Source organism: Sanguibacter sp. 25GB23B1 (genome assembly GCF_040012415.1).
In the GTDB taxonomy this organism is placed as follows: domain Bacteria; phylum Actinomycetota; class Actinomycetes; order Actinomycetales; family Cellulomonadaceae; genus Sanguibacter.
In genome coordinates this window covers 72,216-98,288 of record NZ_JBDYKL010000001.1, presented here as the reverse complement: position 1 = coordinate 98,288, position 26,073 = coordinate 72,216, and the positions used below count along the sequence as shown (strand labels likewise).

The window sequence follows — 26,073 nt, the reverse complement described above, 5'->3', positions numbered from 1 at the left end:
GTCTCGGTGGACATCATGGAGCTCCTGATGAGGTCGGCCGCGGGAGCCGGGCGGTCAGTTCTCGGCGACGTCGAAGCCGGTGGTGGTCATGTCGTCGACGACGATCTGCTGCGTCTCGACGAGGGCGTCACGCAGCGGTGTGCCGTTGGTGATCGCGGAGGCGACGGCGTCCTGGAAGGCGCTCGACGCGACGTTGACGTTCGGTCCCCAGCTGATGTCCGGGATGGTGTTGGCCGCGATCTCGGCTGCGACCTCCCAGTAGTCCGTCTGCTGCGGCATGAGCAGCGGCGGGTCGGACTCGAGGGTGAGCTCCTGGCCGGCGATCGACGCGGGGTACTGGCCGGCCTCGATCTGGATCGCGGCGGCCTCGTCGCTCGTGTTCATCCACAGGGCGAACTCGGCAGCTGCTTCCTGGTGCTCGGACGAGGTGGTCACGGCGATGGCAGAACCACCCTGGAACGCGACGTCGGAGTTCCCTTCCTCCCACTGGGGGAGCGGTGCGATGGCCCAGTCGCCAGCTTGCGACTCGGCGACGCCGTAGATGACTCCGGGCGCCCAGAGCGCGGCGGGCCAGGAGAGGATCTGGCCGTCGTTGAGCTTGGAGTTCCACTCGGGGGTGAGGAGCGGCTCGGCGAGGACGGCGTCCTGGTCGATGAGGTCCTGCCAGTAGTCGGCGACCTCGAGGGACTCCTCGCTGTCGATGCCGACCGTCCAGGTGTCGCCGTCGACGCTCCACCACTCTGCGCCGGCCTGCTGGGCGTAGCCGGCGAAGCCACCGAACTCTCCGGGCGCGAAGGTCGTGAGGTACGTGTCGGGATCGGCGGCGCGGACGGCGACGGCTGCGTCGGCGAACTCGGCCCAGGTGGTCGGCACCTCGATGCCGAGCTCGGTGAAGCGCGCCTGGTTGTAGACGAGGGCCATCGGCCCGACGTCCTGCGGGACGCCGTAGGTGGCGCCGTTGAAGGACGTCAGCCCCCACACGCTCTCGGTGAACGCGTCGCCGGCGTCCTGGGTGTGCTCGGTGATGTCTGCCGCGACGTCGCCGACGATCATCGCGGGGAGCGTGTTGAACTCGATGAGCGCGAGGTCCGGGGCGTTCCCGGCACGTGTGGCGGTGAGGAGCTTCGCGGAGGAGTCGGTGCCGCCGCCCGCGTCGGTCCGGGTCACCTGGACGTCGGGGTTGTTGGCGTTCCACGCGTCGACGAGCGGCTGCTGGGACGTTCCCCACGCCCAGTACTCGAGGGTGATGGGGCCGTCGGCGGAACCGTCGCCGTCGCCGTCGCTCGAGCAGCTGCTGAGCAGCAGGGTGCCGGCTGCGATGACAGCGGCGGGGAAGAGTGCCTTGGTGTTCCTCATGTCCTACCTCCTTGTAGGACGCGGGCGTCCTGCCCACGTCGGTCGTGCTGGCGTGCTCGCTCCGCGACCAGAACTGTCGAAGCGTTTCGAAAGTGGGTGCGAGAAGGTCCTTTCCTCGTGCCGGGGGTGTCAGGCCGTGGGGCGCGGGGAGACCGAGCCGAACGGCGTGTAGGTGGGGGCGATGAGCTCGACGCGCGGCTCGACCACCTCGGTGAGCTGCTCGATGGCGAGCTCGACGGCCCGGTCGCAGCTGTGCGCCGGGACGAGAGGGACGGCGTCGATCGGGGGATCGAGCCGGCTGGTGTCGAGCGTCGTCGCCGCGACGATCACGGAGAGGTCGTCCGGTATCCGGATCCCACGCTCGCGCAGGCTGTCGAGAGCGGCCGACTGGACGCTCTCCTGGCAGTGCATCACCAGGCCGGTGAGGTTCTCCTCCGGTCCGAGCAGGGCGTCCAGGGCTTCCCCGGTGCGCACGGCGTCGGCGTCGGGCATCGCGAACCGGGCCTCGAGGCCGCGCTCGGCCGCCCGCCGGAGGAACCCGTCGCGCAGTCGCGGCGGAAAGTTCGAGCCGTGCTCGTACACGCCCTGGGGGTGGCCGAGGAGGCCGACGACGCGGTGCCCGGCGTCGGCGAGGGTGTCGACCGCGAGCGCGCCGGCCGCCTCGAAGTCGAGGTCGACGCACACGAGGCCCTCGGTGTCGTCGGGGACGCCGACGAACACGGAGGGGATGCCGAGGGTGCGCGCCAGCTCGGTGCGCTCGTCCCGCGAGGCGACGTCGAGGACGATGAACCCGTCCACCAGCCGGCTCGCCGTCACGCGGCGCAGGCCGGCGGCGGCCTCTTCCTGGGTGAGCAGGAGGATGTCGTAGTCGTACCGGCGGGCGGCGGTGGCGACGGCGAGGAAGAAGGCCATGTGGGCGGGCGCGTAGGTGTCGGCGCGCAGCGGCTCGGTCACGGCGAGGATGTAGGTGCGGTTCCCGGCGAGCATGCGGGCACCGGCGTTCGGCCGGTAGTCGAGCTGGCGGGCTGCTTCTTCGACGCGGCGCCGGGTGGACTCCGCGATCGAGCGTTTGCCGCTCAGGGCGTAGGAGACGGTGCTGATGGAGACGCCCGCGATGCGCGCGACGTCGTGGATGGTCGTCATCGGGAGAGCCTCCGTCCATACCGCGGTGTATGTCGAAACGCTTCGACGTCGAAGCGCTTCGAAAAACATAACAGCGGTAGGTGAGGTGCACAAGCCCCCCAGGTCAACCGGTGAGCACGACCTCGCCCGCGACGGCTCGCGCGTGCACGGCCGCGACGTGCGCGAACTCTGCGGCGTCATGCCGGGCGCTGAGGTCGTCGAGCATGTACCGGCAGGCCCAGGCGAGCGCGTCGGGGGAGACGTCTCCGAGGCCGGCCGACCGCGTCCAGCCGTCCACGAAAGCCTCCCACGAGGGGGCGCCCACGAGCGGCCGGGCGTGCGGGTCGAGGTGCAGGACGGTCACCGTGCGGGCGCGGTCGAGGTCGGGTGGGCCGGAGGCAGTGTTCGTCCAGTCGAGGACGGCGGTGACCTCGTCGTCCTCGTCGAGCAGGATGTTCAAGGGGTGGAGGTCGAGGTGCAGGAGGTTCGCAGCGCCGATCTGCTCGTGGGCCACCGGGAGGCCCGAGGGCGCGGCCAGCTGAGCGAGGGCGCGGTGCACCTGTCCGCAGGCCTCGCCTCGACGACGCGCTCGACGTGTGCCGGAGCTCTCGTCCACGTAGGCCGTCGTCCCGGCGACCATCCGCTGGAGGACCACCGACCTCCCGGTCGCGGGATCGTCCACCCGGTCGAGCAGCGAGGGGACCGGGACGACCGACGCCGCAGCCTGGGCTGCCACGAGCTCGACGTCGAGGACTGCCGACCACCCGGTGCGCAGCACGTGCCCGCCGCAGGCGAACACCTGCCCGGTCGCCCCGCCGAGCGGGGTCACCTCGTCGCTGAGGTCGAAGCGTGCTGCCGCGCGGCGCGCTAGGCCGATCCATGAGCTCCCGGTCATGGCCCCCATGATGCACCCTGGTGAGCCGGGCCGGGCCAGGCCGGGCCGGCTAGCCCAGCCAGGCCGGCCAGCCCAGCAGAGCCAGCCAGACGGTTCAGGCCTGCTGACCCTCCAGGGCACCACGCACGACCGAGTCGCCCGAGTGGGTCGGGTCACCGTCGAAGTGCTCCTCGGAGACGTCGACGAGCGAGAACTCGGCGAGGTCCAGCCCTGCCGGGATGTCGAAACGTCCTTCCGAGCCCTCGAGGATGCCGAGGCTCACGAGCCCGCTGAGGTCGTCGGCGATGAGCCACACCTCGCGGTACCCGCCCTCGGACGAGGGGGCGGTGACGTCGAGGACGAGCTGCCGGGCACCGGTCTCCGTCTGCTCGATGCGGGCCCCACCGCTCGCGTCCGTCCAGCCCGGGAGCGCGTCGAGCCGCGCGCTCGCGAGAGGCACCTCCTCGGGCGTGGTGTCACGGCGCTCCCAGAGCACGCCCGCGGTCACGCCGAGGACGAGCGCGACGCACGCGGCGACGAGGACCTGGGCGAGGCCACCGCGTCGCCGCTCGCGGCGCTCCGTCAGGCTGGGAACGGCTGCTGCGACCGGTCCTGGGTCGGGCGCAGGAGCGGCCGGCTGCTCCGCGGCTGCCGCCTGGCCGAGACCGAGCTCCGCGCTGATGCGGTCCCAGACGGCTGGTGCGGGTGGCACCATCGTGTCCTCGGGCGTCAGGGCGCGACCGGTCTGCGCGACGACGGCGAGCTCCGCCATCTCCTCGGTGCACTGCGGGCACGCGGAGAGGTGGTCGCGCTCGTCGGCGCTCGCAGCGGTCTCCTCGGTCTCGCCGAGGGCGAGGAGCGCGAGGGTCTCAGGATCGACGTGCTGCACCATCCACCTCCAATCGTGTTCGCAAGCGGGTCAGACTTCGCCTGACGTGACTCTTCACCGTACCGAGCGGGAGCGACAGCTCCTCGGCGATCTCGACGTGCGTCAGGTCACGGAAGAACGCGAGCCGCAGGATGGTCCGGCCCGGGTCCCCGAGCCGGTCGAGCTCGTCGGCGATGAGCACGCGGTTCGCGACGGTGTCGGCGTCCGACTCCCGGGCCCCGACGAGGTCGGGGGCCAGGACCGCAGCAGCGGCCTCGGACTTGCGGGACCGGGACCGTGCCTCATGGGTGTCGGCGATCTTGTTGCGGCAGATCCCCATGAGCCAGGTGGAGAGCCGTGCCCGGTCCGGGTCGAACCCGTCCCTCCCGCGCCAGGCCGCGACGAACACCTGCTGGGTGACGTCCTCGGCGTCGGCGGTGCTCCCGAGCGAGCGCAGCGCCACCGTGTGGACCAGCGTGGACCACCGCCGGTACGCCTCGGCGAGCGCGTTCTCGTCGCCGCTCGCGAAGGCGGCGCCCAGCTCGTGCTGGGTGTCCACGTCGACCCCCGGGGGGACGCTCACATGCTCTCCTCTGGGTGCGGGGTGGTGTCCTCGTCGTCCGCGCGGTCATCGTCATGCCGCCGGAAGTGCTGTGACGATGACGTTGTCCACATAGTGTCCTGTCTCGCGGTCGAAGTTTCCACCACAGGTCACGAGGACGAGCCGGCGGTCCCCGGCCCGGTCGAAGACCTGGTCGAGCGGGACGTCGGCCTTGGCGATGCGTTCGGTCGTGCTGACGGTGTACGTGAAGCTCGTCCCTGCCGAGTCGACGAGGACGATCTGGGCACCGGGCTGGATGTCGACGAGCTTGGCGAACTCGCCGAGCCCGGTCGCCCGGGTGTCGACGTGCGCGGCCACGACGACCGCGCCGGTCTCTCCGCCGGGTGCCGGGCCGTACCGGTACCAGCCGGCGCGCTCCCCGGTCTCGGGCAGCGACATGGCGCCGTCGGGCTCGACGCCTACGGGGTCGACCGGCATCGCGATGCCGAGGTCGGCGATCGCGAGGGACACGGGCGGCGGTGCCGCGGGTGCGGGCTGCCCGGTCGCGGGACGGACCGGGACGTCCGGTACGGAGGCCGGAGGCGGGGTGGCGTCCGGCAACGCGGTGGTCGTCTCGTCCGTCGCCGAGACGGTGGCGTCCCCGGTCTGTGCGGGGTCCGTGGGGGCGGAGCACGCGGCGACCGTGAGCACGGCGACGAGTCCTGCGAGGACGAGCCGGCGGACGGCGGGCACAGGCCCGGCGCCCCGACCCGCTCCGGAGAGGGGTCGAGGCGCCGGGCCCGCTGCACCGAGCGGCTCGTCAGGTGGGACAGCTCTCATGACCTGTGACCTGACGTGTCGGAGCGGGTCAGCGCTGGTCGGCGCGGACGGTCTCGCGCGTCCCCCGACGAGCGAGGAGCGCACCACCGAGGACGGTGGCGAGGATGGCGCCGCCGATGCCCACGCCGAGAGGGCTCACCGAGGAGCCGGAGGTGTCGGCGAGGCCGACCTCACCGGCGGGGACGCCCGACGGGCTGGAGTGCAGGCCCTCGATGGTCTGTGTGGCGAGCGCGAGGTTGCCTGCCTCGAGGCTGCCCCAGGCGTAGACGATCGTGTTGACGCCCTCCGCCACGTTGACGTCGGCCGGGCCGATCACGGGTGCGGTGGTGCCTGCCGCCGCGACGGAGGCCGAGACGGTGCCCGCCGGGAGGTTGAGGACGTTCTCCGCGGGGTTCGTGAGCCCCGAGATGACAGCGGTGCCACCTGCGAGGACGTCCACGGCCGGTGCGGCCGCGACGTGACGGACGGTCAGCCGGCCCTCGCCGGGCGCGGTCGTCGAGATGTCGTTGGTGAAGAGCGTCGCGGTCGGTGCACCGGCCGCGTCGAGGTGGGCCGCCGCGGTGTAGTTCATCCCGGCCTCGAGGGCGAGGTCGACCGGACCGATCGCCGGCGCGCTCGCGTCGACCGCGTCGGACGCGGTGATCGCCACGGAGTACGTGCCTGCCGGGAGCTCCAGCGGGCCGGCGAGGTCGCCGGGCGCGAAGTCGTCGAGTGTGAGCTCGTCGTTGACCCAGACGTCGACGGTGAGGTCCGGTACCGCGTGGAGGACCGAGAGCAGGGCGACGTGGTTGTCCGCCTGGGCGGGGACGGCGAGTGCGCCGAGCCCGACCATCGCTGTCGCTGCACCGGTGGCGAGGATTCCTGCTGCGCGCTTCGAGGTTCGCATGACTTCTCCAGGGTGTGTGGGCCCGGTGGTGACACACCGGGCCGAGCTGAGCTGACACCCCGTACTTCTCTCGAAGGCACCTCTCTGGATGCACCTGTCGAGGACTTTCTCAGGTCCGGAGCGACTCCAGGCCTTCGAGGGTGAGCTCGAGCACGGCCATCCCCTCGCCGAACTCCAGTGCGGACCCGTCGCTCATGTCGCGGATCGTCCAGTCGGGCAGGTGGGTCATGTGCTTCCTCGTTCTCTTGATCGACGACTCGGTCCGTGACCTCGGTGTCTGGTGGAGCGGTGTCTGATAGAGCGTTGTCCGGTCGTGCTGTGACAGGTGGAGCGGTCTCTCCCGGCCGGGGCCGGGTGAATGATCACGAAAGCATAACGTCTCGAGCCGGTGAGAGGATCGCGACATGTCTTCCGACCCTCTCTTCGACCTTGCACTCATCGACCTCGACGGCACCGTGACGGACTCGGCCCCCGGGATCGTCGCGTCCATCGAGCACGCGTACGACACCCTCGGGGTGCCGCGCCCGAGCGACGAGGACCTCCGCCGGTTCGTCGGGCCACCGATCGAGGAGAACGTCCTGCGCCACGGGATCGAGCCGGGCCGCGTGGCCGAGTTCGTGACCGCCTACCGCAGCGTCTACGCCGTGACCGGGCTGTTCGACAACAGCGTGTACGCGGGCATGGCCGACGCGCTCGCAGAGCTGCGGGCGGCTGGCGTGCGGTGCGTGCTGGCGACCTCGAAGCCGGAGGTGTTCGCGCGCCAGATCCTCGAGCACTTCGGTCTGGACCACCTCTTCGAGCACATCTGCGGCGCGTCGCTCGACGGTGTCCGCAGCACGAAGGCGGACGTCGTCGGCTACGCGCTGGAGACCGTCGACGGTTCGGAGGGCGGGCTGCCTGACCTCGCGCGGGTGACGATGGTCGGCGACCGTGAGCACGACGTCCTCGGGGCACGGGTCCACGGCATCGAGACGATCGCGGTGGGGTGGGGCTATGCGGCGCCCAACGAGCTGGCCGAGGCCGCACCGGCCGCAGTCGTCCGGACCCCGGCGGAGCTCGTCTCCCGGGTCTGCGGCTGAGGGACGGGCTCGGTGCCGACGGTCCGGGTCCAGGGTGGTCGCGCTCACCGGAGTGCCGCTCGCAGGTCCCCGCGGTGGCGGCTGATGTAGTCGGCGGCCGGTCCCCAGTGGTCGGCGTGCCCGGCTGCATGGAGCGTCGCCCACGGCTCGGTGCCGGTGCGTGCGCCGTCCACGAGGAGGTCGTACATGCCCCGCGTGTGGTCGGCGGTCTGCTGGACGAGGTCCGGACGTTGTGCGGCGCTGAGGCCGTACCCGTCGACGAGGGTGCGCAGGCGCGGACCGTCGACCGCGGGGTCGCCGCCGGGGCTCAGCGGCAGGAAGCCGTGGGCGACGTAGGCGAGGTCCCAGAGGCGTGAGCCCGGGCCGGCACCGTCCCAGTCGATGAAGACCCATCGGTCGCCGTCGCGGACGAGGTTCCACGGGGCGAGGTCGTGGTGGCACACGAGCTCGTCGGTGGGGGCGGGGATGCCGACCTCCCAGTGCGCGTCCTCGGGCATCTCGAAGGTGGCGGACGCGTCGTGGAGGTCGCGGACGAGGACACCGAGGCGCTCGAGCTCGTCGTGGGACATGGGGCCCATGGTGTCGGCCATGACGCCGGGGATGTACTCGACGACGTGCCGTCCGCGCTCGTCGATCCCGAAGGAGCGCGGTGCGCCGCGGAAGCCGACGTTCGCCAGGTGGACGAGGAAGGCGTGCACGGAGGGGGTCGCGGGGGTGGCGGGCTTGCGCACCGTCGCTCCGAGGACGTCGTCACGCACGAGAACCACGACGTCGGCGACGTTGCCGCCGGTGAGGATCTCTTCGGACGCGTTCATGAGCACAGTTTGCCCCCAAAGTCGCGGGTGAAAAAACTCCGTCCGCTCGCGCGCTGCACCGAACCGTGATGTGCGTGGTCAGGAAGCCGGCGGACGTCGATGGACGAACCCCTTGACCTTGACGCTGCGTCAACCTCTAGCGTGGCAGTCATGACGACGAAGGACTGGTCCATCCAGGAGATCGCCCGGATGGTCGGGACCACGAGCCGCACGCTGCGTCACTACGACGACGTGGGGCTCCTGGCTCCCAGCCGCACAGGCACCAACGGCTACCGCTACTACGACGGCCGTGCTCTCGTCCGGCTGCAGCGCATCCTGCTGCTCCGGGAGCTGGGCCTGGGCCTGCCGGCGATCGCCGAGGCGCTCGACTCCGAGCGTGACGAGGTCCGTGCGCTCGGTGCCCACCTCGGGTGGCTGCGCACGGAGCAGGATCGCGTCGCTCGGCAGGTGGCCGCCGTCCAGGCCACCATCACCGCACTCGAGAAGGGAAAGACACCCATGGCGCAGGACATGTTCGACGGGTTCGACCACACGCAGTACGCAGGAGAGGTCCAGGAGCGCTGGGGGGCGGAGGCGGCCGAGCGGAGCGCGGGCTGGTGGCGCTCGCTGAGCCAGGCGGACAAGGACGCGTTCCTCCAGACCCAGCACGACATCGGGACCGACTTCGGCCGGGCGCGGGCTGCTGGTCTCGCGCCCGAGAGCCCGGAGGTCCAGGCCGTCGCGCGCCGTCAGCTCGCGTGGCTCGCGACCTCGGCCGAGGCGACGACCGGGGCGCCGATGACGAAGGAGTACTTCGTGGGTCTCGCGCACATGTACGTGGACGACCCACGGTTCACCGCGACGTACGACCGCAACGGGACAGGGACGGCGGTCCTCGTGCGGGACGCGATGCTCGTGCTCGCCGAGACCGATCTCTGAGCGGAGCGCCGGTCGTCGGGCCGCGGTGGAGAGCGGTCTGCGCTCAGGCGGCGACGGACAGTGCGCCCACGGCGCGCAGCACGAACGCCTCCGTCGCGGAGATCGCGCGGGCCCGGGCGACCGGTTCCTCGGGGAGCGCGCGGCCGGAGAGGCACGCGTTGACGAGGGCGACGGACGTCGCGATGTCCTGGTCCGGGAGCTCGCCGCGCCGGATGCCCTCGGCGAGGATGTCTCGCAGGATGTCCTCGACGAGGACGGCGTGCTCGCGGAGGCGCTGCTGGGTGCCGCGGGAGAGCACCGTCCGCAGGTCGGGTCCAGGGGCGACGTGGAAGACGCGGGTGAGCCGGGCCTGGGCCTGGACGTACGTGCGCAGCCGCTGCACCGGGTCGTCCACTCCCTCGAGCGAGCGGTGCAACGTCTCGACGTAGCGTGTCGTCTCGAAGGTGATGAAGCCCATGAGCAGGGCTTCCTTGTCCGAGAAGTGGTTGTAGACGGCTGTGCGCCCGACACCTGCGGCGGCCGCGATCTCGGCGAACGTGATCGCGTCGAAGCCGCGCTCGGCCATGAGCGCGGAGAGGGCGGCGAAGAGTCGCTGGCGAGTCTGCTCGCGGTGCTCGTGGAGGGAACCGCCAATGATCTTCGGCATTGTGACAGTGTTCCACCTTGTGTCAGCACACGCATGGAAGGCTGACCTTCCTTCGTGTCCTCTGGTGTTTTCCTGGACGAAACACGACGGCATTCTTCACGCCGTAGCGTCAGGAAGATGACGGCACTCCTGAGCGCGGTGGTCCCCGCACAGCACGCGTCCGACCACGTCCTCGCGCTGCCGTCGACGATCGACGTCGCTGTGCTCGCCCGCGCCTGGTTCGCCGAGGCACGGTGGGTCCGTGAGCCGGTGGGTGAAGTTCGGGCCGCACGTCCGAAGCCCTTGGGCGGCGCTCGCTTCCGCGGAATGGTCCAGGAGGCCCCGGTCGCCCAGCCGGGCGAGATGGTCCTCGCTCCGGGCGTGACGCTCCGTGGGCCCTACCCGCTCACGGCCGCCCAGACGCAGGCCCTCGACCTTCCGTCGCGACGCTCGAGCGCCTATGCGGTCCACGTCGAGGGCGGTCCCGGCCGTGCGGCCCCGACGCGTGACGTCGACCCGCAGGACGAGATCGCTCGTGCCTTCCCGCGGGGCAAGCCTGTGGGCGACGAGCTCCTCGTCGCACGCTGGCTCGTCGCTGCAGCCCGCCACGCCCGGGGAGCCGTGCTCGTCGACGGCGACGGCGTGCCCGTCGTCCCCGACCCCCAGGCTGCCGTCAACCTCTCGCTCTTCAGCCCCTACGCGCTCACTGCGGAGAAGGCCCTCGCCCTCGTCCGCACGGTCGCTGTCCAGGCGCAGCTCGCTGCGACGACGGCGACGCTCGACGGGCCGCAGGAGTACTGGCTCCGCGCCGACACGCCGTACGACGGCTCGGTCACGGTCGGGTTCCACCGGACGGACTCGCTCCCGCTCGTGCTGAGCACGGTCCCGTGGCGAGACTCAGGGCCGTTCGCGTACCGCGTGCGGTGGGACCCGGGCACCGAGGAGGAGTACGGCCTCGAGCTGCCGTCGCAGCTGTACTCGATCGCACGCACCCGCATGGCACCGCTCGTGAACAAGGTGACTCAGGCGCTGCACACCGCGGTCGCCGGGATCGTCGTGGACGAGGGTGGATTCATGAGGGACGCCTCATATCTCGGGTAGGGATCGATCGCCGTAGTTACCATAAGAGTCATGGCTGGTAATCGCATTCCTCCCGACACCAAGGACTGGACCTGGGTGCTCGGCACGCCGTGCCCCGAGTGCGGCTTCGTCGCCGCCGACGTGACCATCGGCCAGATCGGCCCGGCGGTCCGGGCCGGCATTCCTCAGTGGACGGTCGCGCTCATGAGCCCCGGAGCGCGCGTGCGGCCCGACGCGACCACCTGGTCGACGCTCGAGTACGCGGCGCACGTCCGGGACGTGTTCCGGCTCTTCGCCGAGCGGCTCGCGCTCATGCTCCGCGAGGACCACCCCACGTTCGACGACTGGGACCAGGACGCGGCCGCCGAGGCGGCGGACTACCCGTCGCTGGACCCGATGACCGTCGCCGTCGAGCTCGAGGAGTCCGGGCGCGCGGTGGCCGGCCTCTTCGACGCGGTCCAGCCGAGCCAGGTCTCGCGGACCGGGCTCCGGTCCAACGGGTCGGAGTTCACCGTGCTGACCTTCGGGCAGTACTTCTTGCACGACGTGGTGCACCACGTGCACGACGTGGTCGAGGGCGTGCGTGACGTGCACGACCTGGACGGCGCCGACGCCTGACGGCTCCTTTTTCTCACCCAAGTTATCCACAGATCTTGTCCACAGGGGTGTGTGTCTGTGGACGTTCCCGGTGCACAACCTGTGGACAACGCTGTGGGAAGGATCTCGCGCCAGAAGGGGGACAAGATCCCCTTGCGGCAGCGGTGACGCAGGTCTACAACTGTGGGAGAGACAGACCCGGCGGGCTCGGGAGCGGGGGGAAACCCGTGAGCGACCGCCGGCGATGTCCGGATCCTCCGGAGAACGGCGCGTCTTCTCTTCGGCCCCGCGGCTAGGTCCGTCGGTGCCGGCGGGCTGTGGGCAACGACGCAGGGCGCGTCCGGACCGGACGGTCGCACGGCCGTGAGAGGTACCGCGCTCGAGACGACGCACCACCGGGGTGACCGGCTCAGCCGAGGATCGACGACGGTACCGAGCTGCAGCGTTGCGCGGTGTCGAGGGTGTTGGTCTGGACGTCACCGCACCCGTGGTGACCAGCGGCCATCAGGAGGTCCCTCGGTGCATGCGCCGAGGGACCTCTGCCCGCTCTACCGTCCGACCGTGGCCTCAGCAGCCGTGCGGACCTCTGCCGGTGGGCGGACCCCCTTCCAGAGCAGGTACCCGATCATCCAGAACTCGCCGACGGACGCGGGGACGGTGAGGGCGGCGGACCACGACCCGATGTCGGGCACGAGAGCGTGGACGTAGGTGCTCAGGATGTACCCGACGCCCCCGACGAGAAGGGCCCAGCCGAGCAGCCGTGGCATGGAGCCCGAGCGCCAGGCCAGCCATCCCATCGGCAGGAGCCAGAGCCCGAAGAACAGCCCGCCGACGTCCCACGCAGCGCCGCTGAGGTCGTACAAGAGCTGTGCCGACGCGGCACGGTCGTCGACCGAGAGCGTGTCGGAGAGCGCGACGTCCAGCGCTGTGGCGGAGAACGCTGTCGCGACGAGGATGATCACGGCGTTGACGAGACCGAACGCCGCGATCGCGCCCGCCGCGAAGGACCCCGCGGGTCGGAACAGCCGGAAGAAGCCCAGGGCTGCCAGCGACTGGGTGAGCACGACGGTGAGGTCGGCGGCGACACCGACGCGAGCGAGCCCGGCACGCGACTCGAGGTTGGCGAGGGTCGCGGCCGCGTCGTCCGGCACGTAGAGCTGCTCGCGGATGAGCAGGAAGGCGAGCATGCCGGAGACGGCGAGTCCGAGGTAGGCCAGGCCCGTGAGTCGAGCCGTGCCTTTCACTGTGGTCATGAGAGCTCCTTCGATGGTGTGCGGGCAGGCAGGGATGACGCGTCGCCGTTCTCGGCGACCCGGTGGAGCAGCAGCGGGTGTGTCTCAGGGACCGGTGGCGGGGGCCACGTACTGGAAGACGTCGTCGAGCGGCCGGCCGAAGACGTGTGCGATCTGGAACGCCAGCTCCAGCGAGGGGGAGTACCGCCCGTGCTCGATGGCGATGACGGTCTGGCGGGTCACGCCGATCCGTCGGGCCAGGTCGGCCTGGGTCATCCCTCCCGCTTCTGTGCGGAGCGTCCGGATCGAGTTGGTGACCTGCGTGGGTCGGGGTCCCATCAGAAGCCGCGTCGGTAGATGCGGAGCTTCGTCGTGGACTCCACGATCGCGCCGAGGGTGCCGAACGCGAACAGGGTGTTGCCGATCCAGAACGTGTCGGCGTCGAGCATCGCCAGCACCAGCGCGCCGAGGAAGCCGGCGCCGAGGATGCCGAGGCCGGCGCGGTCACCGATCGCGTCGATGTCGGTGTCACGGGCGTCGGTGGACGTGTCGACGTCCACGAGAGGTGTCGACGCCTCTCGCGGGCCGAAGCACGCCGACCAGATCGTGCGGACGAGCGTGCCCGTGATCGTCAGGAGGATGGTGAGCAGGACGGTGCAGACCACCGACGCGCCGATGGTCCAGAGCATGGGGACGACCCAGTCGATCTGGCTGACCGGTGTGCTGGTGAGCCGGGTGCCCATGAGCGTGAGGTACGCCCCGGAGGTGACGACCACGGTGACGAGGTAGGCCCACGCGGTGCGTTCGTTCATCGTCATGGGGACGCGCTCGTCGTCCTCGAGAGGTGAGGTCGTGCCTTCGTCCATGATGACTCCGGGTGTTAAAGATCTTTGACACGGATCACGCTAGGCGCAGTCCCGGGACGTGTCAAGAATCTTTGACCTGCGAGATGTCGGAGGACTCGTTCGAGGCGCGAGAAGGCGCGCAGACGTGCACGACGTGCGCACGAGGGGAGGGGAGGGGGCGAGCGAGGAGGCCGCGACGACTCAAGGCCGTCGGACGGGTGGAGCGGATGACGGGAATCGAACCCGCGCTATCAGCTTGGGAAGCTGAAGTTCTACCATTGAACTACATCCGCACGACGCTCCGGCCTGCATGTTCGTCCAGCAGGTGGTGCGCGCAAAGAAGATCATACCCAACAGGAGCGCCGAACGTGAGCACCACACCGAGCGAGAGCCAGCCCGACCACGACAAGCTCCCCCCGGCCGACCGGCCGGCATGGATGCAGGAGCCCTACGGCGCACCCCAGGCCCCGACCCCCGCAGGGTCCGCACCGGACACCCAGTCGCCGTACGGTGCCGGGCAGACATACCAGCAGCAGCCCTACCAGCCGGGCTACGCCGGCGGGCCGCAGGGCTACCCGGGCGGTCCCGGCGGCCCCTGGGCGCAGCAGGACCCGACCGCGAAGTCCCGCATGGCGGCCGGCCTCCTCGGCATCTTCCTCGGCTCCCTCGGCGTGCACCGCTTCTACCTCGGGTACACGGGCATCGGCGTCGTCATGCTCCTCATCACCGTGCTGTCCTTCGGGCTGCTCTCGTGGGTGAGCGGCATCTGGGGCCTCATCGAGGGGATCCTCTACCTCACGGACAAGACCGGGAGCTACTCGCGCGACGCGTCCGGACGCCCGCTGCGCGACTGACCCGCGCCCCCGCGGGGCGGGATGTCCCATCCGCTACCGTTGCACCGTGCTCCTCTCCGACCGCGACATCCGCGATGAACTGAACACCGGCCGCATCGGTCTCGACCCGTTCGAGCCGGAGATGATCCAGCCGTCCAGCATCGACGTGCGGCTCGACAGGTACTTCAGGTTGTTCGACAACCACAAGTACCCGTTCATCGACCCGTCGCAGGACCAGCCGGACCTCACGCGGCTCGTCGAGGCGGAGCCGGGGGAGCCGTTCGTCCTGCACCCTGGGGAGTTCGTCCTCGGTTCCACGTACGAGGCGGTGACCCTCCCGGACGACGTCGCCGCGCGTCTCGAGGGCAAGTCCTCGCTCGGCCGGCTCGGCCTCCTGACCCACTCGACCGCCGGGTTCATCGACCCCGGGTTCTCGGGTCACGTGACGCTCGAGCTGAGCAACGTCGCCACGCTGCCCATCATGCTCTGGCCCGGGATGAAGATCGGCCAGCTCTGCTTCTTCCGACTCTCGTCGCCCGCAGAGCACCCCTACGGGTCCGCGCGGTACGGCTCGCGGTACCAGGGACAGCGGGGCCCGACCGCGTCGCGATCCTCCCAGAACTTCCACCGGACCGACGTCTGAGCATGGACAACCTCTCCGCGGTGCCGCAGCTCTCCCCGATGCCCGCCACCTCTGCTCACCCGATCGCCGACCTCTACGTCCGGCACCTGCTCGGCGTGGGCGACGACGTCGACCCGTCCGAGGTGGAGACGCTCGCGCTCTCGCGGTTCCCCGCCGCCCGGTGGGAGATCGCGCCCACGGAAGAGCCCACCCCCGAGGGCGTCCGTCTCGTCCCCGGCGTCCTGCGACTCTCGCGGCACACGGTCGTCTCGGGTCCCTACGCACCGACGGTCGACGACGGCAGCGCCCTCGGCTTCGACCACACGGTCGCGATGGTCTTCGACGTCCTGTGCCCGCGCGAGCGAGGACCGGCACCGTTCCGCGGAGGAGGGGATCGGGACGGTCTCGCGCGGATCTTCGCCGCCGGGTCGCCGGTGCGCGAGGAGTGGCGTGTTGCACTCTGGCTGGTCGCGGTCGGTCGTCGCCTCGGCGGCTCGGTCCGCTTCGAGGTCGGCGACGGCGAGCCGAGCATCGTCACGCCCGACCCCGCGGTCGCCGTCGACGTCACCGTCTACTCCGACGTGTGGCTCGACCCGGAGGCGGCGCTCGCCGTGTGCCGCACCGCGGACCGGCGGTCCGAGCTCGCGACGACCGGTGTCCCCTGGGAGGGCCCGCCCTCCACGACCGGGACGGTCCCGGCACTCGAGGACAGCCCGCTCACCCCCGAGCAGCTCCGGGCGCTCCACGAGCGCGCCGACGCCTTCGACATCGCAGCGCTCACGTCGCCGCCCCCGCTCACGGGGTACGGCGTCCACGTCGACCTCGGCAAGGACGGCATCGTCTCGGTCGAGGTCGGAGGCGTGGAGCAGGTACCCCTCACGCTCAAGGACGTCGAGTGGGCGAAAGACGGGGCTGTGACGTACGTCGTCCGGTGGACCCCGGAGAACCTCGAGGACTGGCAGCGGGAGCGTCCCTCCTTCGACCTCAAGATCTCGCGGACCCGCGCTTCTGGCGTCGTCGCGCGGCTCGCGCGCGCGTTGTTCGAGGCCGTGGGCGGTGAGGTCGCCGACCAGGACGACTTCCTCGTCGACCCCGAGGACGTCTGAACCGACCGCTCTCGGTCCGCCCGGGACCTCGGTCCTTGGTAAAGTTCTCACCAGATCCCTCACAACTGAACCGACCACCCGCCCACAACAGGACGGAGCGGACGTGCTGCTGCTGCTCGTTGCCCATGCCCTCTTGGCACTAGCCGCGCCCGCACTGGTCTCCTGGTTGGGACGGCGCGCGTTCCTCGTCATGGCGCTCGCCCCGGCGGCCGCTGCCGTGTACGCCCTGAGCTGGACCTCTCGCGTCATGAGCGGGGACGAGCCGACCGAGGTCGTCTCGTGGATCCCCGTCCTCGGCGTGAACCTCTCCTTCCGCATGGACACCCTCTCGTGGCTCATGCTCCTGCTCGTCGGCGCGGTGGGCGCCCTCGTCCTCGTGTACTGCTCGGCCTACTTCGCCGCCGCCGCCTCCGGGCTGGGCCGGTTCGGCGGGGTGCTCGTGGCCTTCGCCGGCGCGATGGTCGGTCTCGTCACCGCCGACGACATGATGCTGCTGTTCATGTTCTGGGAGCTGACGACCGTCTTCTCCTACCTGCTCATCGGGCACTACCACGACCGCAAGGCCAGCCGCCGGGCGGCCATGCAGGCGATCATCGTCACCACCGCCGGAGGGCTCGCGATGCTCTGCGGCATCGTCATCCTCGGCACCGCCGCCGAGACCGGGTACAGCCTCTCGGGCCTCCTGGCGAACCCGCCGTCGGGCACCGCGGTCACCGCGGGCGTCGTGTGCATCCTCGCCGGCGCGGCGACGAAGTCGGCGCTCGTCCCCACCCACTTCTGGCTCCCCGCCGCGATGGCGGCCCCCACCCCGGTGAGCGCCTACCTCCACGCGGCCGCGATGGTCAAGGCCGGTGTGTACCTCGTGGCCCGGTTCGCCCCGGCGTACTCCCACCTCACCGTCTGGGTGACGATCATCATCGTCCTCGGCTGCGGCACGCTCCTGCTCGGTGGCTACCGGGCGCTCCGGCAGAACGACCTCAAGCTCGTCCTCGCCTTCGGCACCGTCTCCCAGCTCGGGCTCATCATCCTGCTCGTCGGCCTCGGGAACCGCTCCGCGGCCCTCGCCGGCCTCGCGATGATCGGCGCGCACGCCATGTTCAAGGCCGCGCTCTTCCTCACCGTCGGTGTGGTCGACGCCGCGACCGGCACCCGCGACCTGCGGCGTCTCACCGGTGTCGGCCGTGCGCTGCCGATGACCGCGGTCGCCGGCGGTCTCGCGACCGTGTCGATGATCGGCCTGCCGCCCTTCGCCGGGTACGTCGCCAAGGAGGCGGCGCTCGAGTCCATCGTGCACGACGGGGTCGCCGCCGGGCCGTCCTGGACCGGTCCGCTCGTCATCACGGCGATCGTGCTCGGCTCGATGCTCACGGTCGCGTACGGCCTGCGCTTCCTCTGGGGGGCGTTCGCCACGAAGCGCTCGAGGCCGGCGATCCCGGTCGCGGGCGTCACGCCCGAGGGCGCCGAGGCCGAGACGGGGATGATCGACCCGTCGACCATCAAGCGCCAGTCGCTCCTGCTCGTCGGGCCGGCGCTCGTCCTCGGTGTGCTCGGCCTCGCCGCCGGTCTCGTCCCCAGCACGGGGGAGTCCCTCCTGCAGCCGCACGCCGACACCTATGGTGTCGGCGAGGCCGGGCACCTCGCCCTGTGGGCCGGGGCCGGGCCGGCGTTCTTCCTCACGCTGGCGATCCTCGGCGTCGGTCTCCTGCTCTTCGTCGGCCGCAAGACCGTCGAGTGGTTCCAGGCTGCCATGCCGCACGTCGTCGAGGCCGACCGGGCCTACCGCCGGTTCATGCGCGCGCTCGACGACCTCGCGGCCGACGTCACCGCACTGACCCAGCGTGGTTCGCTGCCGTTCTACCTCGGCATCATCCTCATCGTCCTCGTCGTGGGGCCCGGGAGCGTGCTCCTCGGCCAGACCACCTGGCCCGAGTCCGTGCGGCTCTGGGACTCCTCCGCGCAGCTCGTGCCGGTCATCGTCATCATCGTGGCCTCGATCCTCGTCGCCCGGTCGCGCCGCCGGCTCAAGGCCGTCCTGCTCGTCGGCTTCTGCGGCTACGGGGTGGCGCTGATCTTCCTGCTGCACGGCGCTCCCGACCTCGCGCTCACGCAGGTGCTCGTCGAGACCGTCACCCTCGTCGTCATGGTGCTCGTGCTGCGCCGTCTCCCGCCGTACTTCTCCGACCGGCCGCTCGCCTCCACCCGCTGGGTGCGGCTGGCGATCGCCGTCGCCGTGGGCGTCGTCGTCATGGGCATGGCGCTCGTCATCCCCGGGGCGCGGATCCACGAGCGGGTCTCCGTGGCGTTCCCCGAGGAGGCGTACGAGTTCGGTGGCGGGAAGAACATCGTCAACGTGACGCTCGTCGACATCCGTGCCTGGGACACCATGGGCGAGATCTCCGTGCTCCTCGTCGCGGCGACCGGCGTGGCGTCCCTTGTCTTCCTGCGGCGGCGCGGCGGGGAGATCCTCCGCGCGCAGAACGTCACGGAGGAGAATGCCGCCGGCTACTCCAAGGGTGAGGACGGTCCGTCCGCGTCCGAGCAGGGCCTCCTGCGCCGTGCGCAGCTCGACCCCGAGGGCCTCAGCGCCCTCCCCGTCCCCGCGGCCTCGACGTCGTCCCAGCCCACCACTCTCCGGCAGAGGGTCTGGCTGCCCGGCGGACGGACGCTCGCTCCGCTGCGCCGATCGGTGATCTTCGAGGTCATCACACGTCTCCTCTTCCACTCCATGATCGTCTTCGCCGCGTTCCTGCTGCTCTCCGGGCACAACGCCCCGGGCGGCGGGTTCGCCGCCGGGATCGTCGTCGGCATCGCGCTCATCGTGCGGTACCTCGCGGGCGGTCGCTACGAGCTCGGCGAGGCGCTGCCCATCCAGCCGGGCCTGCTCCTCGGTCTCGGGCTGTTCCTGTCCGCCGGCGTCGGCCTCTTCGCCCTCATCTTCGGCGGCGAGGTGCTCCAGAGCGTCATCGTCGAGGGCACCCTCCCCGTCTTCGGCCACGTCAAGCTCGTCACGTCCGTCTTCTTCGACCTCGGCGTCTTCCTCGTGGTCCTCGGACTCATCCTCGACATCCTGCGCACCCTCGGTGCAGAGATCGACCGGCACGTCGACGTCAACGTGCCGGGCGCCGCAGGCGACCACCGGTCCGGCCGGTCCGGCACGGAGGTGGACGCATGAGCGGCCCGGACATGATCGAGATGAGCCCGAACCTCGTGCTCGTCGCCGCGATCGGCGCGCTCTTCATCTCGGGCGTCTACCTCTTGCTCGAGCGCAGCCTCACCCGCGTCCTCATCGGCTTCATCCTCATCGGCAACGGCGCGAACCTCCTGTTCCTCGTCGCCGGTGGCGCCGCCGGCGGTCCGCCGCTCGTGGGGGAGACCGCCCCCGAGGACATGAGCGACCCCCTGCCGCAGGCGATGGTGCTCACCGCCATCGTCATCACGCTCGCGCTCACCGCGTTCATCCTCGCGATGGCCTACCGATCCTGGCAGCTGCACGGTCACGACGAGGTCCAGGACGACCTCGAGGACCGCAGGATCGTGCGCCTCGCGGCGAAGAACGCCCCGTCCTTCAACGACCTCGACTCACAGGAAGACTCCGAGAGCATCGACGAACAAGCAGCAGAGGCCCGCGACGAGACCGAGCGGGGTGATGCATGAGCGACTACTCGTGGCTCGTGCCGCTCCCCGTCGTCATGCCGCTCTTCGCCGCCGGGCTCACGCTCGCGCTGTACCGGCACCCCGTCGCGCAGCGGATCATCAGCGTCGTCGCGCTCGCCCTCATGGTCTGCGCCGGGACGGCGCTGCTCTTCGTCGCCGACGGCGGAGCCGTCGTCGTGGACGTCGGTGGCTGGGCCGCCCCCGTGGGGATCAACCTCGTGGCCGACCGGCTCGCCGCCCTCATGCTCACCGTCTCGAGCAGCGTCATGCTCTGCGTCCTCCTCTACTCCTTGGGGCAGGGCATCACGGACGGGGACGAGGCCGCCCCGGTCTCGATCTACCACCCGACGTACCTCGTCCTCGCTGCGGGCGTCTCGAACGCCTTCCTCGCCGGGGACCTCTTCAACCTCTACGTGGGCTTCGAGATCCTCCTCGCGGCGAGCTACGTGCTCCTCACGCTCGGCGGCACCGGCGAGCGGATCCGCGCCGGGTCGATCTACGTGGTCGTCGCGCTGCTCTCGTCGCTGATCTTCCTCGTGGCGATCGCTCTGACCTACGCCGCCACCGGCACGGTGAACCTCGCCCAGCTCGCGCAGCGCCTGGCCGAGATCGACCCGGGGGTCGCGCTCGTCCTCCAGCTCCTGCTCCTCCTCGCGTTCGGGATCAAGGCGGCGATCTTCCCGCTCTCGGCCTGGCTCCCGGACTCCTACCCGACGGCGCCGGCGCCGGTCACGGCGGTGTTCGCGGGCCTGCTCACCAAGGTGGGTGTCTACGCGATCATCCGCACGCAGACCCTCCTCTTCCCCGACGGGCGCCTCGACACGGTGCTCATGTGGCTCGCTCTCGCGACGATGGTCATCGGGATCCTCGGTGCCGTCGCCCAGAACGACATCAAACGACTCCTGTCCTTCACCCTCGTGAGCCACATCGGGTACATGCTCTTCGGCATCGCCCTGGCCTCCCAGGCCGGCTTCGGGGCGTCGATCTTCTACGTCGCGCACCACATCACGGTGCAGACGACCCTCTTCCTCGTCGTCGGGCTCGTCGAGCGTCGGGGCGGGTCGACCTCGCTCGACCGGCTCGGCGGGCTCGCGAAGATCGCGCCCGGCCTCGCGATCCTCTTCTTCGTCCCGGCGATGAGCCTCGCGGGGATCCCGCCGCTGTCCGGGTTCCTCGGCAAGGTCGGGCTCCTCCAGGCCGGCGTCGCGGCGGGCACGCCGCTCGCCTACACGCTCGTGGTCGGCAGCGTCGTCACCTCGGTCCTCACGCTCTACGCGATCGTCAAGGCATGGAACAAGGCCTTCTGGCAGACCCCGCCCGAGGCGATCCCCGAGACCCGGCTGCCGCGCACGCTCGTCGGCCCCACCACGGCGCTCGTGGGGCTCGGCCTGCTCATCACCGTCGTGGCCGGCCCGCTCTACTCCTACACGGACCGTGCCGCCGACACGCTGCTCGACAACCGCACGTACATCGACGCGGTGCTGCGGCCGGACGGGCGCGGTGCCGGAGAGTCTGCCGACGAGTCCGACGAGACCGACGGCACCTCCGACGCCGACACGACGCAGGAGGGCGGATCATGACCATCCATCGTCGTCGGCGCACGCTCCGGGCCCACTGGCCGTCGGTCGCCTGGCTCACCGCGGTCTGGATGATGCTGTGGGGCGAGATCGCGTGGGGCAACCTCGCGAGCGGGCTCCTCGTGGCCATCCTCGTCACGGCGGCGATGCCCCTGCCCGCGATCGACTTCCACGGTCGCCTGCGCCCGCTCGCTCTGGCGCACCTCGTCCTGCGCTTCGGGATCGATCTCGTGCGAGCCTCGGTCCAGGTGAGCATGGAGGCGTTCCGCTTCGGTCGGACACCACGGGGCGGTGTCGTCGGGGTGCGGCTGCGCAGCTCCTCCGACCTCTATCTCACGCTCGTCGCGGAGATGAGCTCGCTCGTGCCCGGGTCGCTCGTCATCGAGGCGAACCGGCTCACCGGCATGCTCTACTTCCACATCCTCAACCTCGAGGCGTACGGCGGGGCCGAGAAGGTCCGCGACGACGTCCATGCGCTCGAGGAACGGATCATGCGTGCCCTGGCGTCGGACGAGGAGCTGTCCCGCGCAGGCATCGCCAGGTCGCCGCGCTCGACCGTGCCGTTCGGCACCCTCCCACCGACCGGGGGCCGCTCATGACCATCGTCGCCATCGTGTGCGGGGCGCTCCTCTCGGGCGCCGCGATCCTCGCGCTCGTCCGTGCGGAGCGGGGCCCGTCGATGCTGGACCGCACCATCGCGCTCGACGTCTTCGTCACCGCGATCGTCGGGGCGGTCGTTCTCGAGTCCGCGTTCTCCGGGCGGACCGACACGCTCCCGCTCCTCGTGGTGCTCTCGCTCGTCGCGTTCGTGGGATCCGTGACGATCGCCCGCTTCGCCGCGGTCGAGCCGGAAGGCGAGGGTCGCGTCCGGACGGTCGAGGAGATCGCGACAGAAGAGGCGGCGCTGCGGCGTGCAGAGGACGAGGCGCTGCTGGACGAGGCGCGGCTGGAGCAGCCGCTGCCGGACGAGAAGGAGGAGCGCTCATGACGTGGACGACGGTCGCGGACGTCGCGGCGGCGCTCTGCCTCCTCGCCGGGGCCTTCCTGGCGTTCGCTGCCGGGGTCGGTGTGGTCCGCTTCCCCGACCTGCTCTCCCGCATGCACGCCGGGACCAAGCCGCAGGTCCTCGGGCTCATCCTGCTGCTCATGGGCGAGGCGCTGCGTGTGCGCAACCTCCAGGTGCTCGGCATGCTCGTTCTCGTCGCGGTCTTCCAGCTCATGACGGCTCCGGTCGCTGCGCACATGGTGGGGCGCGCCGGGTACCGCACCGGCAAGGTCCGCTCCGACCTGCTCGAGGTCGACGAGCTCACCGAGGACCAGGTGGCCGGTGGAGCGGTCCGCGTCTCGCGCGCGATCGTCGCCCAGCCCGTCCGCCCGGACGACGACTCCGTGGTGGACGCGACGAGGGACGTGACCGACGTGGACGGACAGGACCCGCGTCCTGCTTGAGGCGATAGTTCTGTTTCGTCGCAGTTGGCAGGTACTGTGGTGGCCACCTCACCAGACCGTCTGCGAAGGAGCCCGTGTGACGCACCTGTTCGACGACGCCGTCCGTCGTCTCCGGTCAGCCTGGGTCGTCGTGGTGCGCAGCGTCGCCGCCGGCGTGTTCGGGCTCGCGATCGCCGTGACGGTCGCCGTCTTCGTGGTCGGCCCCGAGACCCGCGACGAGTGGCGGGCGCTGCCGTCCCGTGTGGCGAGCGGAGAGGTTCGCATCCCCGTCGTCGGTGACCTCCTCGGCCCTGGGGGACTCGGTCAGGTGACCGCGGAGGCGGTCACCGTCGAGGACCTGGCGGACCGTGCCGAGACCGCGGCGTCGCGTGGCAGCGGCCCCCGGACCGCCGGGCTGGCGAAGCGTCTCAACCCCTTCCTCGTCGACGGCACGCAACCCTTCGTGGCGTCCGGCGTCCCTGCAGCCCCGGCCGCCCCCGCCGTCGTGGACCCGGCGGTGCCGGCTCCGGCAGCGCCGGACGCCGCCGCCGAGGCGCCGTCTGCCGAGGCTGCACCTGAGGCCGCGGCTCCTGCTGCTCCCGCCGTTCCCGAGCCGGCAGCGCCGGCCCAGCCCGCGGCACCCGCCCCGCAGCCGGCGCCTGCGGCACCGAGCCCGGCAGCGGGGATGAGTGCCGAGAGCGCCGAGGTCCTGCGTCTCGTGAACGTCCAGCGCCTGCAGGCGGGCTGTGCCGAGCTCCGCCCGGACGCCCGGCTGACCGCAGCTGCCCAGCTGCACAGCGAGGACATGTCCGCCAACAACTACATGTCCCACACGAGCCTCGACGGCCGATCCGCGGCCGACCGTGCGACGGCGCAGGGATACACCTCGTTCAGCGGCGAGAACGTCGCGAAGGGATACCGCTCGGCGGCTGCCGTCATGGACGGGTGGATGAACAGCCCGGGCCACCGTGCCAACATCCTCAGCTGCTCGTCGGTCGCGATCGGCGTCGGTGTCTCCGGTGACGCGTGGACGCAGGTCTTCGGCTACGCCTGACGCCTCGCGGCCAGGCGTAGCACGTCACGCCCGACGGCGGGCGAGCCAGTCGAACATCTCGGCGAAGTACGTGGACCGGGCGGGCTCCGGGGACAGCGCCAGGTCGTGCGCACCGCCGGGGACCCGCACCAGGGTGACGTCGGCACCGAGACCAGGAGCGCGGGCCGCGATCTGCTCCACGTCCAGGACGCTGTCCGTGGTGACGAGCGCATCGTGCTGGGTCTTCGCGCTGCCGGACGCGGCCGACGTCAGGACGAGGACGGGACACCCGATGCTCAGGCCGCGCGCGATGCGTGCATGGCCGCGGCGGATCGTGCGGAACCACCCGGCGCGCACCGGGAAGCCCTCGTGCGGCTTCCATGCGAGGTCGTACTCCCACTCGCCTCCGGAGCCCGCGTGCAGGGCTCGGCCGTAGTGGGGCTGGAGCCTGCCGACCGGGAGCATCGGTACGAGCGGAGCGACGAGGTCGATCAGGCGCGTCGCCACGACCCGCTGCAACCATCGCTCGTTGAGGTCGAACCACGGGCTGTTGAGGACGAGCGCGTCCACGAGGGGCGGTGCGCCGTCGCGGGTGCGGGCGTCCGCCCAGAGGCTCGCGACGAGCCCCCCGGTCGAGTGACCGAGGACGACGAGCTCCGTGTGCCCCTCGTCGGTGCGGATGATCCGCGCCGCACGGTCGAGCTCCTCGGCGTACGAGGCGAGCTCCATGACGTAGTTCGGCGTCTGGTGGGGCCGGAGCGAGCGGCCGTACTTGCGGAGGTCGAGCGCGTAGAAGTCGTACCCGTGCGCGGCGAGCTCGTCAGCCATGTGCGCCTGGAAGAAGTAGTCGACGAACCCGTGCACGTAGAGCACCGCGCGCCGTGAGCCAGGGGTGCCTGCGCGCCGGACGAGGGTCGCGACGACCTCGCCCTCGGCGTCCGGCGCGAGGACGAGCGTCCGGGCCACCCAGTCAGGACCGAGGACGTCAGGCTGCCAGTCGTCGCTCATGGTGCATCCTCCTGGTCGTCCGCGGTGGTGCTGGACGCTCGAGCGCCCTGCTGAGCTCGGGTGAGCGCCCCGCTGAGCAGCCGTCGGGCTGCTCAGCGGGACCGTGTCACGCCGGAGGCGGCTGCTGGCCCCACGGCTGGGGCGGCTGACCGGCCTGGGGCGGCTGACCGCCCTGCGGGGGCTGCTGTCCCCAGGGCTGCTGCGGTGCACCGCCCTGCGGCGCCTGCGGCTGTCCCCACTGCTGCGGGGTGGCGCCGCCGGGGGGCGGCTGCTGTCCCCACTGCTGCTGCGTGCCGGGGGCGCCGGGTCCGCCAGGACCGGTGGGTCCACCGGGTCCGTTGGAGCCGCGCCCGCGCATGACGAACCAGGCGATCAGGCCGGCGAGGGCGAGGACACCGACCGCCACGGAGATCCAGAGGAGCCAGTTGACACCTTCGTCCTCGTCGGCGTCCGAGGAGTCGTCGTCTGCAGCTGCCGGCTCGTCGCTCTCCTCGGTCGCCTCGTCGCTCGCTTCCTCGGACGGCTCGGCGCTCGAGGTCGCGGAGGTCGCGGTGAAGTCGGGATCGGTGTCCGCGGCGGAGCTCCACTCGACCGTGCGGTCGTCGACGAGCGTGCCGTTGTGGTCGATGACGTCTCCGGGGAACTCGACGACCATGCTCACGGTGACCTCGACCGCCTGGTCGGCGGGCAGGCCGGACTGCTCGGTGACGAGGCTCATCGGGTACTGGAAGTCGAAGGTGATCGTCTCGTCGTCGGACTCGAACAGCCCGGTGCCGAACATGGCGATGTCGTCGCCCGGGATGCCGGTGCCGACCGCCTCGACGCCGGAGTAGCCGTCTGCCGAGTAGGGGGTGAACGTCCAGTCCTCCGTGCCGGGTGCACCTTCGAAGGTCGAGACGAGGGTCTCGGACAGCTCCGTCGGGGTGGCGCCGGACAGCTCGATCTGCTCGTCCTCGCCGAGCATGTAGAGCGTCATGTCGTAGGTCGCGTCGTCGTAGACCACGGACTCGGCGGTGACCTTCCCGCACCCGGTGAGCGCTGCAACAAGGAGTGCTGCTCCTGCCGCCAGCGCCAGTCGTCTTCTGCTCATACGAGTGGTTCTCCCTCGGTGTGACCTGTGGGTCCTCCAGCGCG

General features: G+C 71.1%; 28 protein-coding genes and 1 tRNA gene. 14 read left to right on the top strand and 15 right to left on the bottom strand.

Going from position 1 to position 26,073, the window contains the following annotated elements; translation table 11 throughout:
* Positions 1 to 54: 54 nt before the first annotated feature.
* From ABKW26_RS00495 to ABKW26_RS00465, 7 genes are all read right to left on the bottom strand, one after another.
* Positions 55 to 1,356, bottom strand: a complete 1,302-nt coding sequence (locus tag ABKW26_RS00495; protein ID WP_348590428.1) for a sugar ABC transporter substrate-binding protein — start codon at positions 1,354 to 1,356, stop codon at positions 55 to 57.
* 129 nt (positions 1,357 to 1,485) lie between these two features.
* Positions 1,486 to 2,499, bottom strand: coding sequence for a LacI family DNA-binding transcriptional regulator (locus ABKW26_RS00490; RefSeq protein ID WP_348590427.1), 1,014 nt, complete (start codon positions 2,497 to 2,499; stop codon positions 1,486 to 1,488).
* A gap of 103 nt (positions 2,500 to 2,602) precedes the next feature.
* Positions 2,603 to 3,373 carry a phosphotransferase gene (locus ABKW26_RS00485; RefSeq protein ID WP_348590426.1) on the bottom strand — a complete coding sequence of 257 codons (771 nt, stop codon included), beginning with the start codon at positions 3,371 to 3,373 and terminating at the stop codon, positions 2,603 to 2,605.
* Between the two features lie 94 nt (positions 3,374 to 3,467).
* The gene (locus ABKW26_RS00480; protein ID WP_348590425.1) at positions 3,468 to 4,244 is read right to left on the bottom strand and encodes an anti-sigma factor; all 777 of its coding nucleotides are present in this window, start codon (positions 4,242 to 4,244) and stop codon (positions 3,468 to 3,470) included.
* Entirely contained in the window at positions 4,222 to 4,803 is a 582-nt protein-coding gene (locus tag ABKW26_RS00475) for a sigma-70 family RNA polymerase sigma factor (protein ID WP_348590424.1), read from the bottom strand. The genes ABKW26_RS00480 and ABKW26_RS00475 overlap by 23 nt, the downstream gene beginning before the upstream one ends.
* A gap of 51 nt (positions 4,804 to 4,854) precedes the next feature.
* On the bottom strand, positions 4,855 to 5,601 hold the full coding sequence (locus tag ABKW26_RS00470) for a class F sortase (protein WP_348590423.1): 747 nt from the start codon (positions 5,599 to 5,601) through the stop codon (positions 4,855 to 4,857).
* A 28-nt stretch (positions 5,602 to 5,629) separates the two neighbouring features.
* Complete coding sequence (locus ABKW26_RS00465) at positions 5,630 to 6,433, bottom strand: DUF4397 domain-containing protein (protein ID WP_348590623.1); 804 nt, start codon at positions 6,431 to 6,433, stop codon at positions 5,630 to 5,632.
* 458 nt (positions 6,434 to 6,891) lie between these two features.
* On the opposite strand from ABKW26_RS00465, the gene ABKW26_RS00460 reads away from it, so the two are divergent.
* Complete coding sequence (locus tag ABKW26_RS00460) at positions 6,892 to 7,566, top strand: HAD hydrolase-like protein (RefSeq protein WP_348590422.1); 675 nt, start codon at positions 6,892 to 6,894, stop codon at positions 7,564 to 7,566.
* A gap of 44 nt (positions 7,567 to 7,610) precedes the next feature.
* Here the strand turns inward: ABKW26_RS00460 and ABKW26_RS00455 are convergent, their stop codons facing one another.
* Positions 7,611 to 8,381, bottom strand: a complete 771-nt coding sequence (locus ABKW26_RS00455) for a phosphotransferase (protein WP_348590421.1) — start codon at positions 8,379 to 8,381, stop codon at positions 7,611 to 7,613.
* A 150-nt stretch (positions 8,382 to 8,531) separates the two neighbouring features.
* On the opposite strand from ABKW26_RS00455, the gene ABKW26_RS00450 reads away from it, so the two are divergent.
* Positions 8,532 to 9,299, top strand: coding sequence for a MerR family transcriptional regulator (locus ABKW26_RS00450; RefSeq protein WP_348590420.1), 768 nt, complete (start codon positions 8,532 to 8,534; stop codon positions 9,297 to 9,299).
* A 43-nt stretch (positions 9,300 to 9,342) separates the two neighbouring features.
* Here ABKW26_RS00450 and ABKW26_RS00445 read toward each other — a convergent pair whose 3' ends face one another.
* Positions 9,343 to 9,945 carry a TetR/AcrR family transcriptional regulator gene (locus ABKW26_RS00445; protein WP_348590419.1) on the bottom strand — a complete coding sequence of 201 codons (603 nt, stop codon included), beginning with the start codon at positions 9,943 to 9,945 and terminating at the stop codon, positions 9,343 to 9,345.
* Positions 9,946 to 10,062: 117 nt separating this feature from the next.
* Here ABKW26_RS00445 and ABKW26_RS00440 point away from each other — a divergent pair, with 117 nt between their 5' ends.
* Positions 10,063 to 11,025: a hypothetical protein gene (locus tag ABKW26_RS00440; RefSeq protein WP_348590418.1), complete on the top strand. Its 963-nt coding sequence runs from the start codon at positions 10,063 to 10,065 to the stop codon at positions 11,023 to 11,025.
* Positions 11,026 to 11,055: 30 nt separating this feature from the next.
* Entirely contained in the window at positions 11,056 to 11,622 is a 567-nt protein-coding gene (locus ABKW26_RS00435) for a DinB family protein (protein WP_348590417.1), read from the top strand.
* 527 nt (positions 11,623 to 12,149) lie between these two features.
* Here ABKW26_RS00435 and ABKW26_RS00430 read toward each other — a convergent pair.
* The 4 genes from ABKW26_RS00430 to ABKW26_RS00415 all read right to left on the bottom strand — a co-directional run bounded on the left by ABKW26_RS00430 (position 12,150) and on the right by ABKW26_RS00415 (position 13,971).
* Positions 12,150 to 12,854 carry a DUF4386 domain-containing protein gene (locus tag ABKW26_RS00430; protein ID WP_348590416.1) on the bottom strand — a complete coding sequence of 235 codons (705 nt, stop codon included), beginning with the start codon at positions 12,852 to 12,854 and terminating at the stop codon, positions 12,150 to 12,152.
* 84 nt (positions 12,855 to 12,938) lie between these two features.
* Positions 12,939 to 13,172 carry a helix-turn-helix transcriptional regulator gene (locus ABKW26_RS00425; RefSeq protein ID WP_348590415.1) on the bottom strand — a complete coding sequence of 78 codons (234 nt, stop codon included), beginning with the start codon at positions 13,170 to 13,172 and terminating at the stop codon, positions 12,939 to 12,941.
* Positions 13,172 to 13,699, bottom strand: coding sequence for a hypothetical protein (locus ABKW26_RS00420; RefSeq protein WP_348590414.1), 528 nt, complete (start codon positions 13,697 to 13,699; stop codon positions 13,172 to 13,174). Before ABKW26_RS00420 ends, ABKW26_RS00425 begins: the two co-directional genes overlap by 1 nt.
* 198 nt (positions 13,700 to 13,897) lie before the next feature.
* Positions 13,898 to 13,971: transfer RNA gene (locus ABKW26_RS00415), tRNA-Gly, on the bottom strand.
* Between the two features lie 75 nt (positions 13,972 to 14,046).
* Here ABKW26_RS00415 and ABKW26_RS00410 point away from each other — a divergent pair.
* The 10 genes from ABKW26_RS00410 (at position 14,047) to ABKW26_RS00365 (ending at position 23,952) form a co-directional block, all read left to right on the top strand.
* On the top strand, positions 14,047 to 14,532 hold the full coding sequence (locus ABKW26_RS00410; RefSeq protein WP_348590413.1) for a TM2 domain-containing protein: 486 nt from the start codon (positions 14,047 to 14,049) through the stop codon (positions 14,530 to 14,532).
* Between the two features lie 46 nt (positions 14,533 to 14,578).
* On the top strand, positions 14,579 to 15,154 hold the full coding sequence (gene dcd, locus ABKW26_RS00405; RefSeq protein WP_348590412.1) for a dCTP deaminase: 576 nt from the start codon (positions 14,579 to 14,581) through the stop codon (positions 15,152 to 15,154).
* 2 nt (positions 15,155 to 15,156) lie between these two features.
* On the top strand, positions 15,157 to 16,239 hold the full coding sequence (locus ABKW26_RS00400; protein WP_348590411.1) for a hypothetical protein: 1,083 nt from the start codon (positions 15,157 to 15,159) through the stop codon (positions 16,237 to 16,239).
* Positions 16,240 to 16,342: 103 nt separating this feature from the next.
* The gene (locus tag ABKW26_RS00395) at positions 16,343 to 19,411 is read left to right on the top strand and encodes a Na+/H+ antiporter subunit A (RefSeq protein ID WP_348590410.1); all 3,069 of its coding nucleotides are present in this window, start codon (positions 16,343 to 16,345) and stop codon (positions 19,409 to 19,411) included.
* Between the two features lie 11 nt (positions 19,412 to 19,422).
* Positions 19,423 to 19,893, top strand: a complete 471-nt coding sequence (locus tag ABKW26_RS00390) for a Na(+)/H(+) antiporter subunit C (RefSeq protein ID WP_348590622.1) — start codon at positions 19,423 to 19,425, stop codon at positions 19,891 to 19,893.
* Positions 19,890 to 21,473: a Na+/H+ antiporter subunit D gene (locus ABKW26_RS00385; RefSeq protein WP_348590409.1), complete on the top strand. Its 1,584-nt coding sequence runs from the start codon at positions 19,890 to 19,892 to the stop codon at positions 21,471 to 21,473. The genes ABKW26_RS00390 and ABKW26_RS00385 overlap by 4 nt, the downstream gene beginning before the upstream one ends.
* Positions 21,470 to 22,069, top strand: a complete 600-nt coding sequence (locus ABKW26_RS00380; protein ID WP_348590408.1) for a Na+/H+ antiporter subunit E — start codon at positions 21,470 to 21,472, stop codon at positions 22,067 to 22,069. The genes ABKW26_RS00385 and ABKW26_RS00380 overlap by 4 nt, the downstream gene beginning before the upstream one ends.
* Positions 22,066 to 22,458 (top strand): monovalent cation/H+ antiporter complex subunit F, encoded by a 393-nt coding sequence (locus tag ABKW26_RS00375; RefSeq protein ID WP_348590407.1) that lies wholly within the window; start codon positions 22,066 to 22,068, stop codon positions 22,456 to 22,458. Before ABKW26_RS00380 ends, ABKW26_RS00375 begins: the two co-directional genes overlap by 4 nt.
* Positions 22,455 to 22,919 (top strand): monovalent cation/H(+) antiporter subunit G, encoded by a 465-nt coding sequence (gene mnhG / locus ABKW26_RS00370; RefSeq protein WP_348590406.1) that lies wholly within the window; start codon positions 22,455 to 22,457, stop codon positions 22,917 to 22,919. The genes ABKW26_RS00375 and mnhG overlap by 4 nt, the downstream gene beginning before the upstream one ends.
* Positions 22,920 to 22,995: 76 nt before the next feature.
* Complete coding sequence (locus ABKW26_RS00365) at positions 22,996 to 23,952, top strand: CAP domain-containing protein (RefSeq protein WP_348590405.1); 957 nt, start codon at positions 22,996 to 22,998, stop codon at positions 23,950 to 23,952.
* Positions 23,953 to 23,976: 24 nt separating this feature from the next.
* Here ABKW26_RS00365 and ABKW26_RS00360 read toward each other — a convergent pair whose 3' ends face one another.
* Positions 23,977 to 24,939, bottom strand: a complete 963-nt coding sequence (locus ABKW26_RS00360) for an alpha/beta hydrolase (protein WP_348590404.1) — start codon at positions 24,937 to 24,939, stop codon at positions 23,977 to 23,979.
* Between the two features lie 106 nt (positions 24,940 to 25,045).
* A complete protein-coding gene (locus tag ABKW26_RS00355; RefSeq protein ID WP_348590403.1) occupies positions 25,046 to 26,029 on the bottom strand; it encodes a hypothetical protein in 984 nt (327 codons plus the stop codon).
* Positions 26,030 to 26,073 lie beyond the last annotated feature (44 nt).

Bases quoted from the DNA above. Each gene is read 5' to 3' on its own strand.
- ABKW26_RS00495 (WP_348590428.1), bottom strand. From the start codon at position 1,356: ATGAGGAACACCAAGGCACTCTTCCCCGCCGCTGTCATCGCAGCCGGC.
- ABKW26_RS00490 (WP_348590427.1), bottom strand. From the start codon at position 2,499: ATGACGACCATCCACGACGTCGCGCGCATCGCGGGCGTCTCCATCAGC.
- ABKW26_RS00485 (WP_348590426.1), bottom strand. From the start codon at position 3,373: ATGACCGGGAGCTCATGGATCGGCCTAGCGCGCCGCGCGGCAGCACGC.
- ABKW26_RS00480 (WP_348590425.1), bottom strand. From the start codon at position 4,244: ATGGTGCAGCACGTCGATCCTGAGACCCTCGCGCTCCTCGCCCTCGGC.
- ABKW26_RS00470 (WP_348590423.1), bottom strand. From the start codon at position 5,601: ATGAGAGCTGTCCCACCTGACGAGCCGCTCGGTGCAGCGGGCCCGGCG.
- ABKW26_RS00465 (WP_348590623.1), bottom strand. From the start codon at position 6,433: ATGGTCGGGCTCGGCGCACTCGCCGTCCCCGCCCAGGCGGACAACCAC.
- ABKW26_RS00460 (WP_348590422.1), top strand. From the start codon at position 6,892: ATGTCTTCCGACCCTCTCTTCGACCTTGCACTCATCGACCTCGACGGC.
- ABKW26_RS00455 (WP_348590421.1), bottom strand. From the start codon at position 8,381: ATGAACGCGTCCGAAGAGATCCTCACCGGCGGCAACGTCGCCGACGTC.
- ABKW26_RS00450 (WP_348590420.1), top strand. From the start codon at position 8,532: ATGACGACGAAGGACTGGTCCATCCAGGAGATCGCCCGGATGGTCGGG.
- ABKW26_RS00445 (WP_348590419.1), bottom strand. From the start codon at position 9,945: ATGCCGAAGATCATTGGCGGTTCCCTCCACGAGCACCGCGAGCAGACT.
- ABKW26_RS00440 (WP_348590418.1), top strand. From the start codon at position 10,063: ATGACGGCACTCCTGAGCGCGGTGGTCCCCGCACAGCACGCGTCCGAC.
- ABKW26_RS00435 (WP_348590417.1), top strand. From the start codon at position 11,056: ATGGCTGGTAATCGCATTCCTCCCGACACCAAGGACTGGACCTGGGTG.
- ABKW26_RS00430 (WP_348590416.1), bottom strand. From the start codon at position 12,854: ATGACCACAGTGAAAGGCACGGCTCGACTCACGGGCCTGGCCTACCTC.
- ABKW26_RS00425 (WP_348590415.1), bottom strand. From the start codon at position 13,172: ATGGGACCCCGACCCACGCAGGTCACCAACTCGATCCGGACGCTCCGC.
- ABKW26_RS00420 (WP_348590414.1), bottom strand. From the start codon at position 13,699: ATGGACGAAGGCACGACCTCACCTCTCGAGGACGACGAGCGCGTCCCC.
- ABKW26_RS00400 (WP_348590411.1), top strand. From the start codon at position 15,157: ATGGACAACCTCTCCGCGGTGCCGCAGCTCTCCCCGATGCCCGCCACC.
- ABKW26_RS00390 (WP_348590622.1), top strand. From the start codon at position 19,423: ATGATCGAGATGAGCCCGAACCTCGTGCTCGTCGCCGCGATCGGCGCG.
- ABKW26_RS00385 (WP_348590409.1), top strand. From the start codon at position 19,890: ATGAGCGACTACTCGTGGCTCGTGCCGCTCCCCGTCGTCATGCCGCTC.
- ABKW26_RS00380 (WP_348590408.1), top strand. From the start codon at position 21,470: ATGACCATCCATCGTCGTCGGCGCACGCTCCGGGCCCACTGGCCGTCG.
- ABKW26_RS00375 (WP_348590407.1), top strand. From the start codon at position 22,066: ATGACCATCGTCGCCATCGTGTGCGGGGCGCTCCTCTCGGGCGCCGCG.
- mnhG (WP_348590406.1), top strand. From the start codon at position 22,455: ATGACGTGGACGACGGTCGCGGACGTCGCGGCGGCGCTCTGCCTCCTC.
- ABKW26_RS00360 (WP_348590404.1), bottom strand. From the start codon at position 24,939: ATGAGCGACGACTGGCAGCCTGACGTCCTCGGTCCTGACTGGGTGGCC.
- ABKW26_RS00355 (WP_348590403.1), bottom strand. From the start codon at position 26,029: ATGAGCAGAAGACGACTGGCGCTGGCGGCAGGAGCAGCACTCCTTGTT.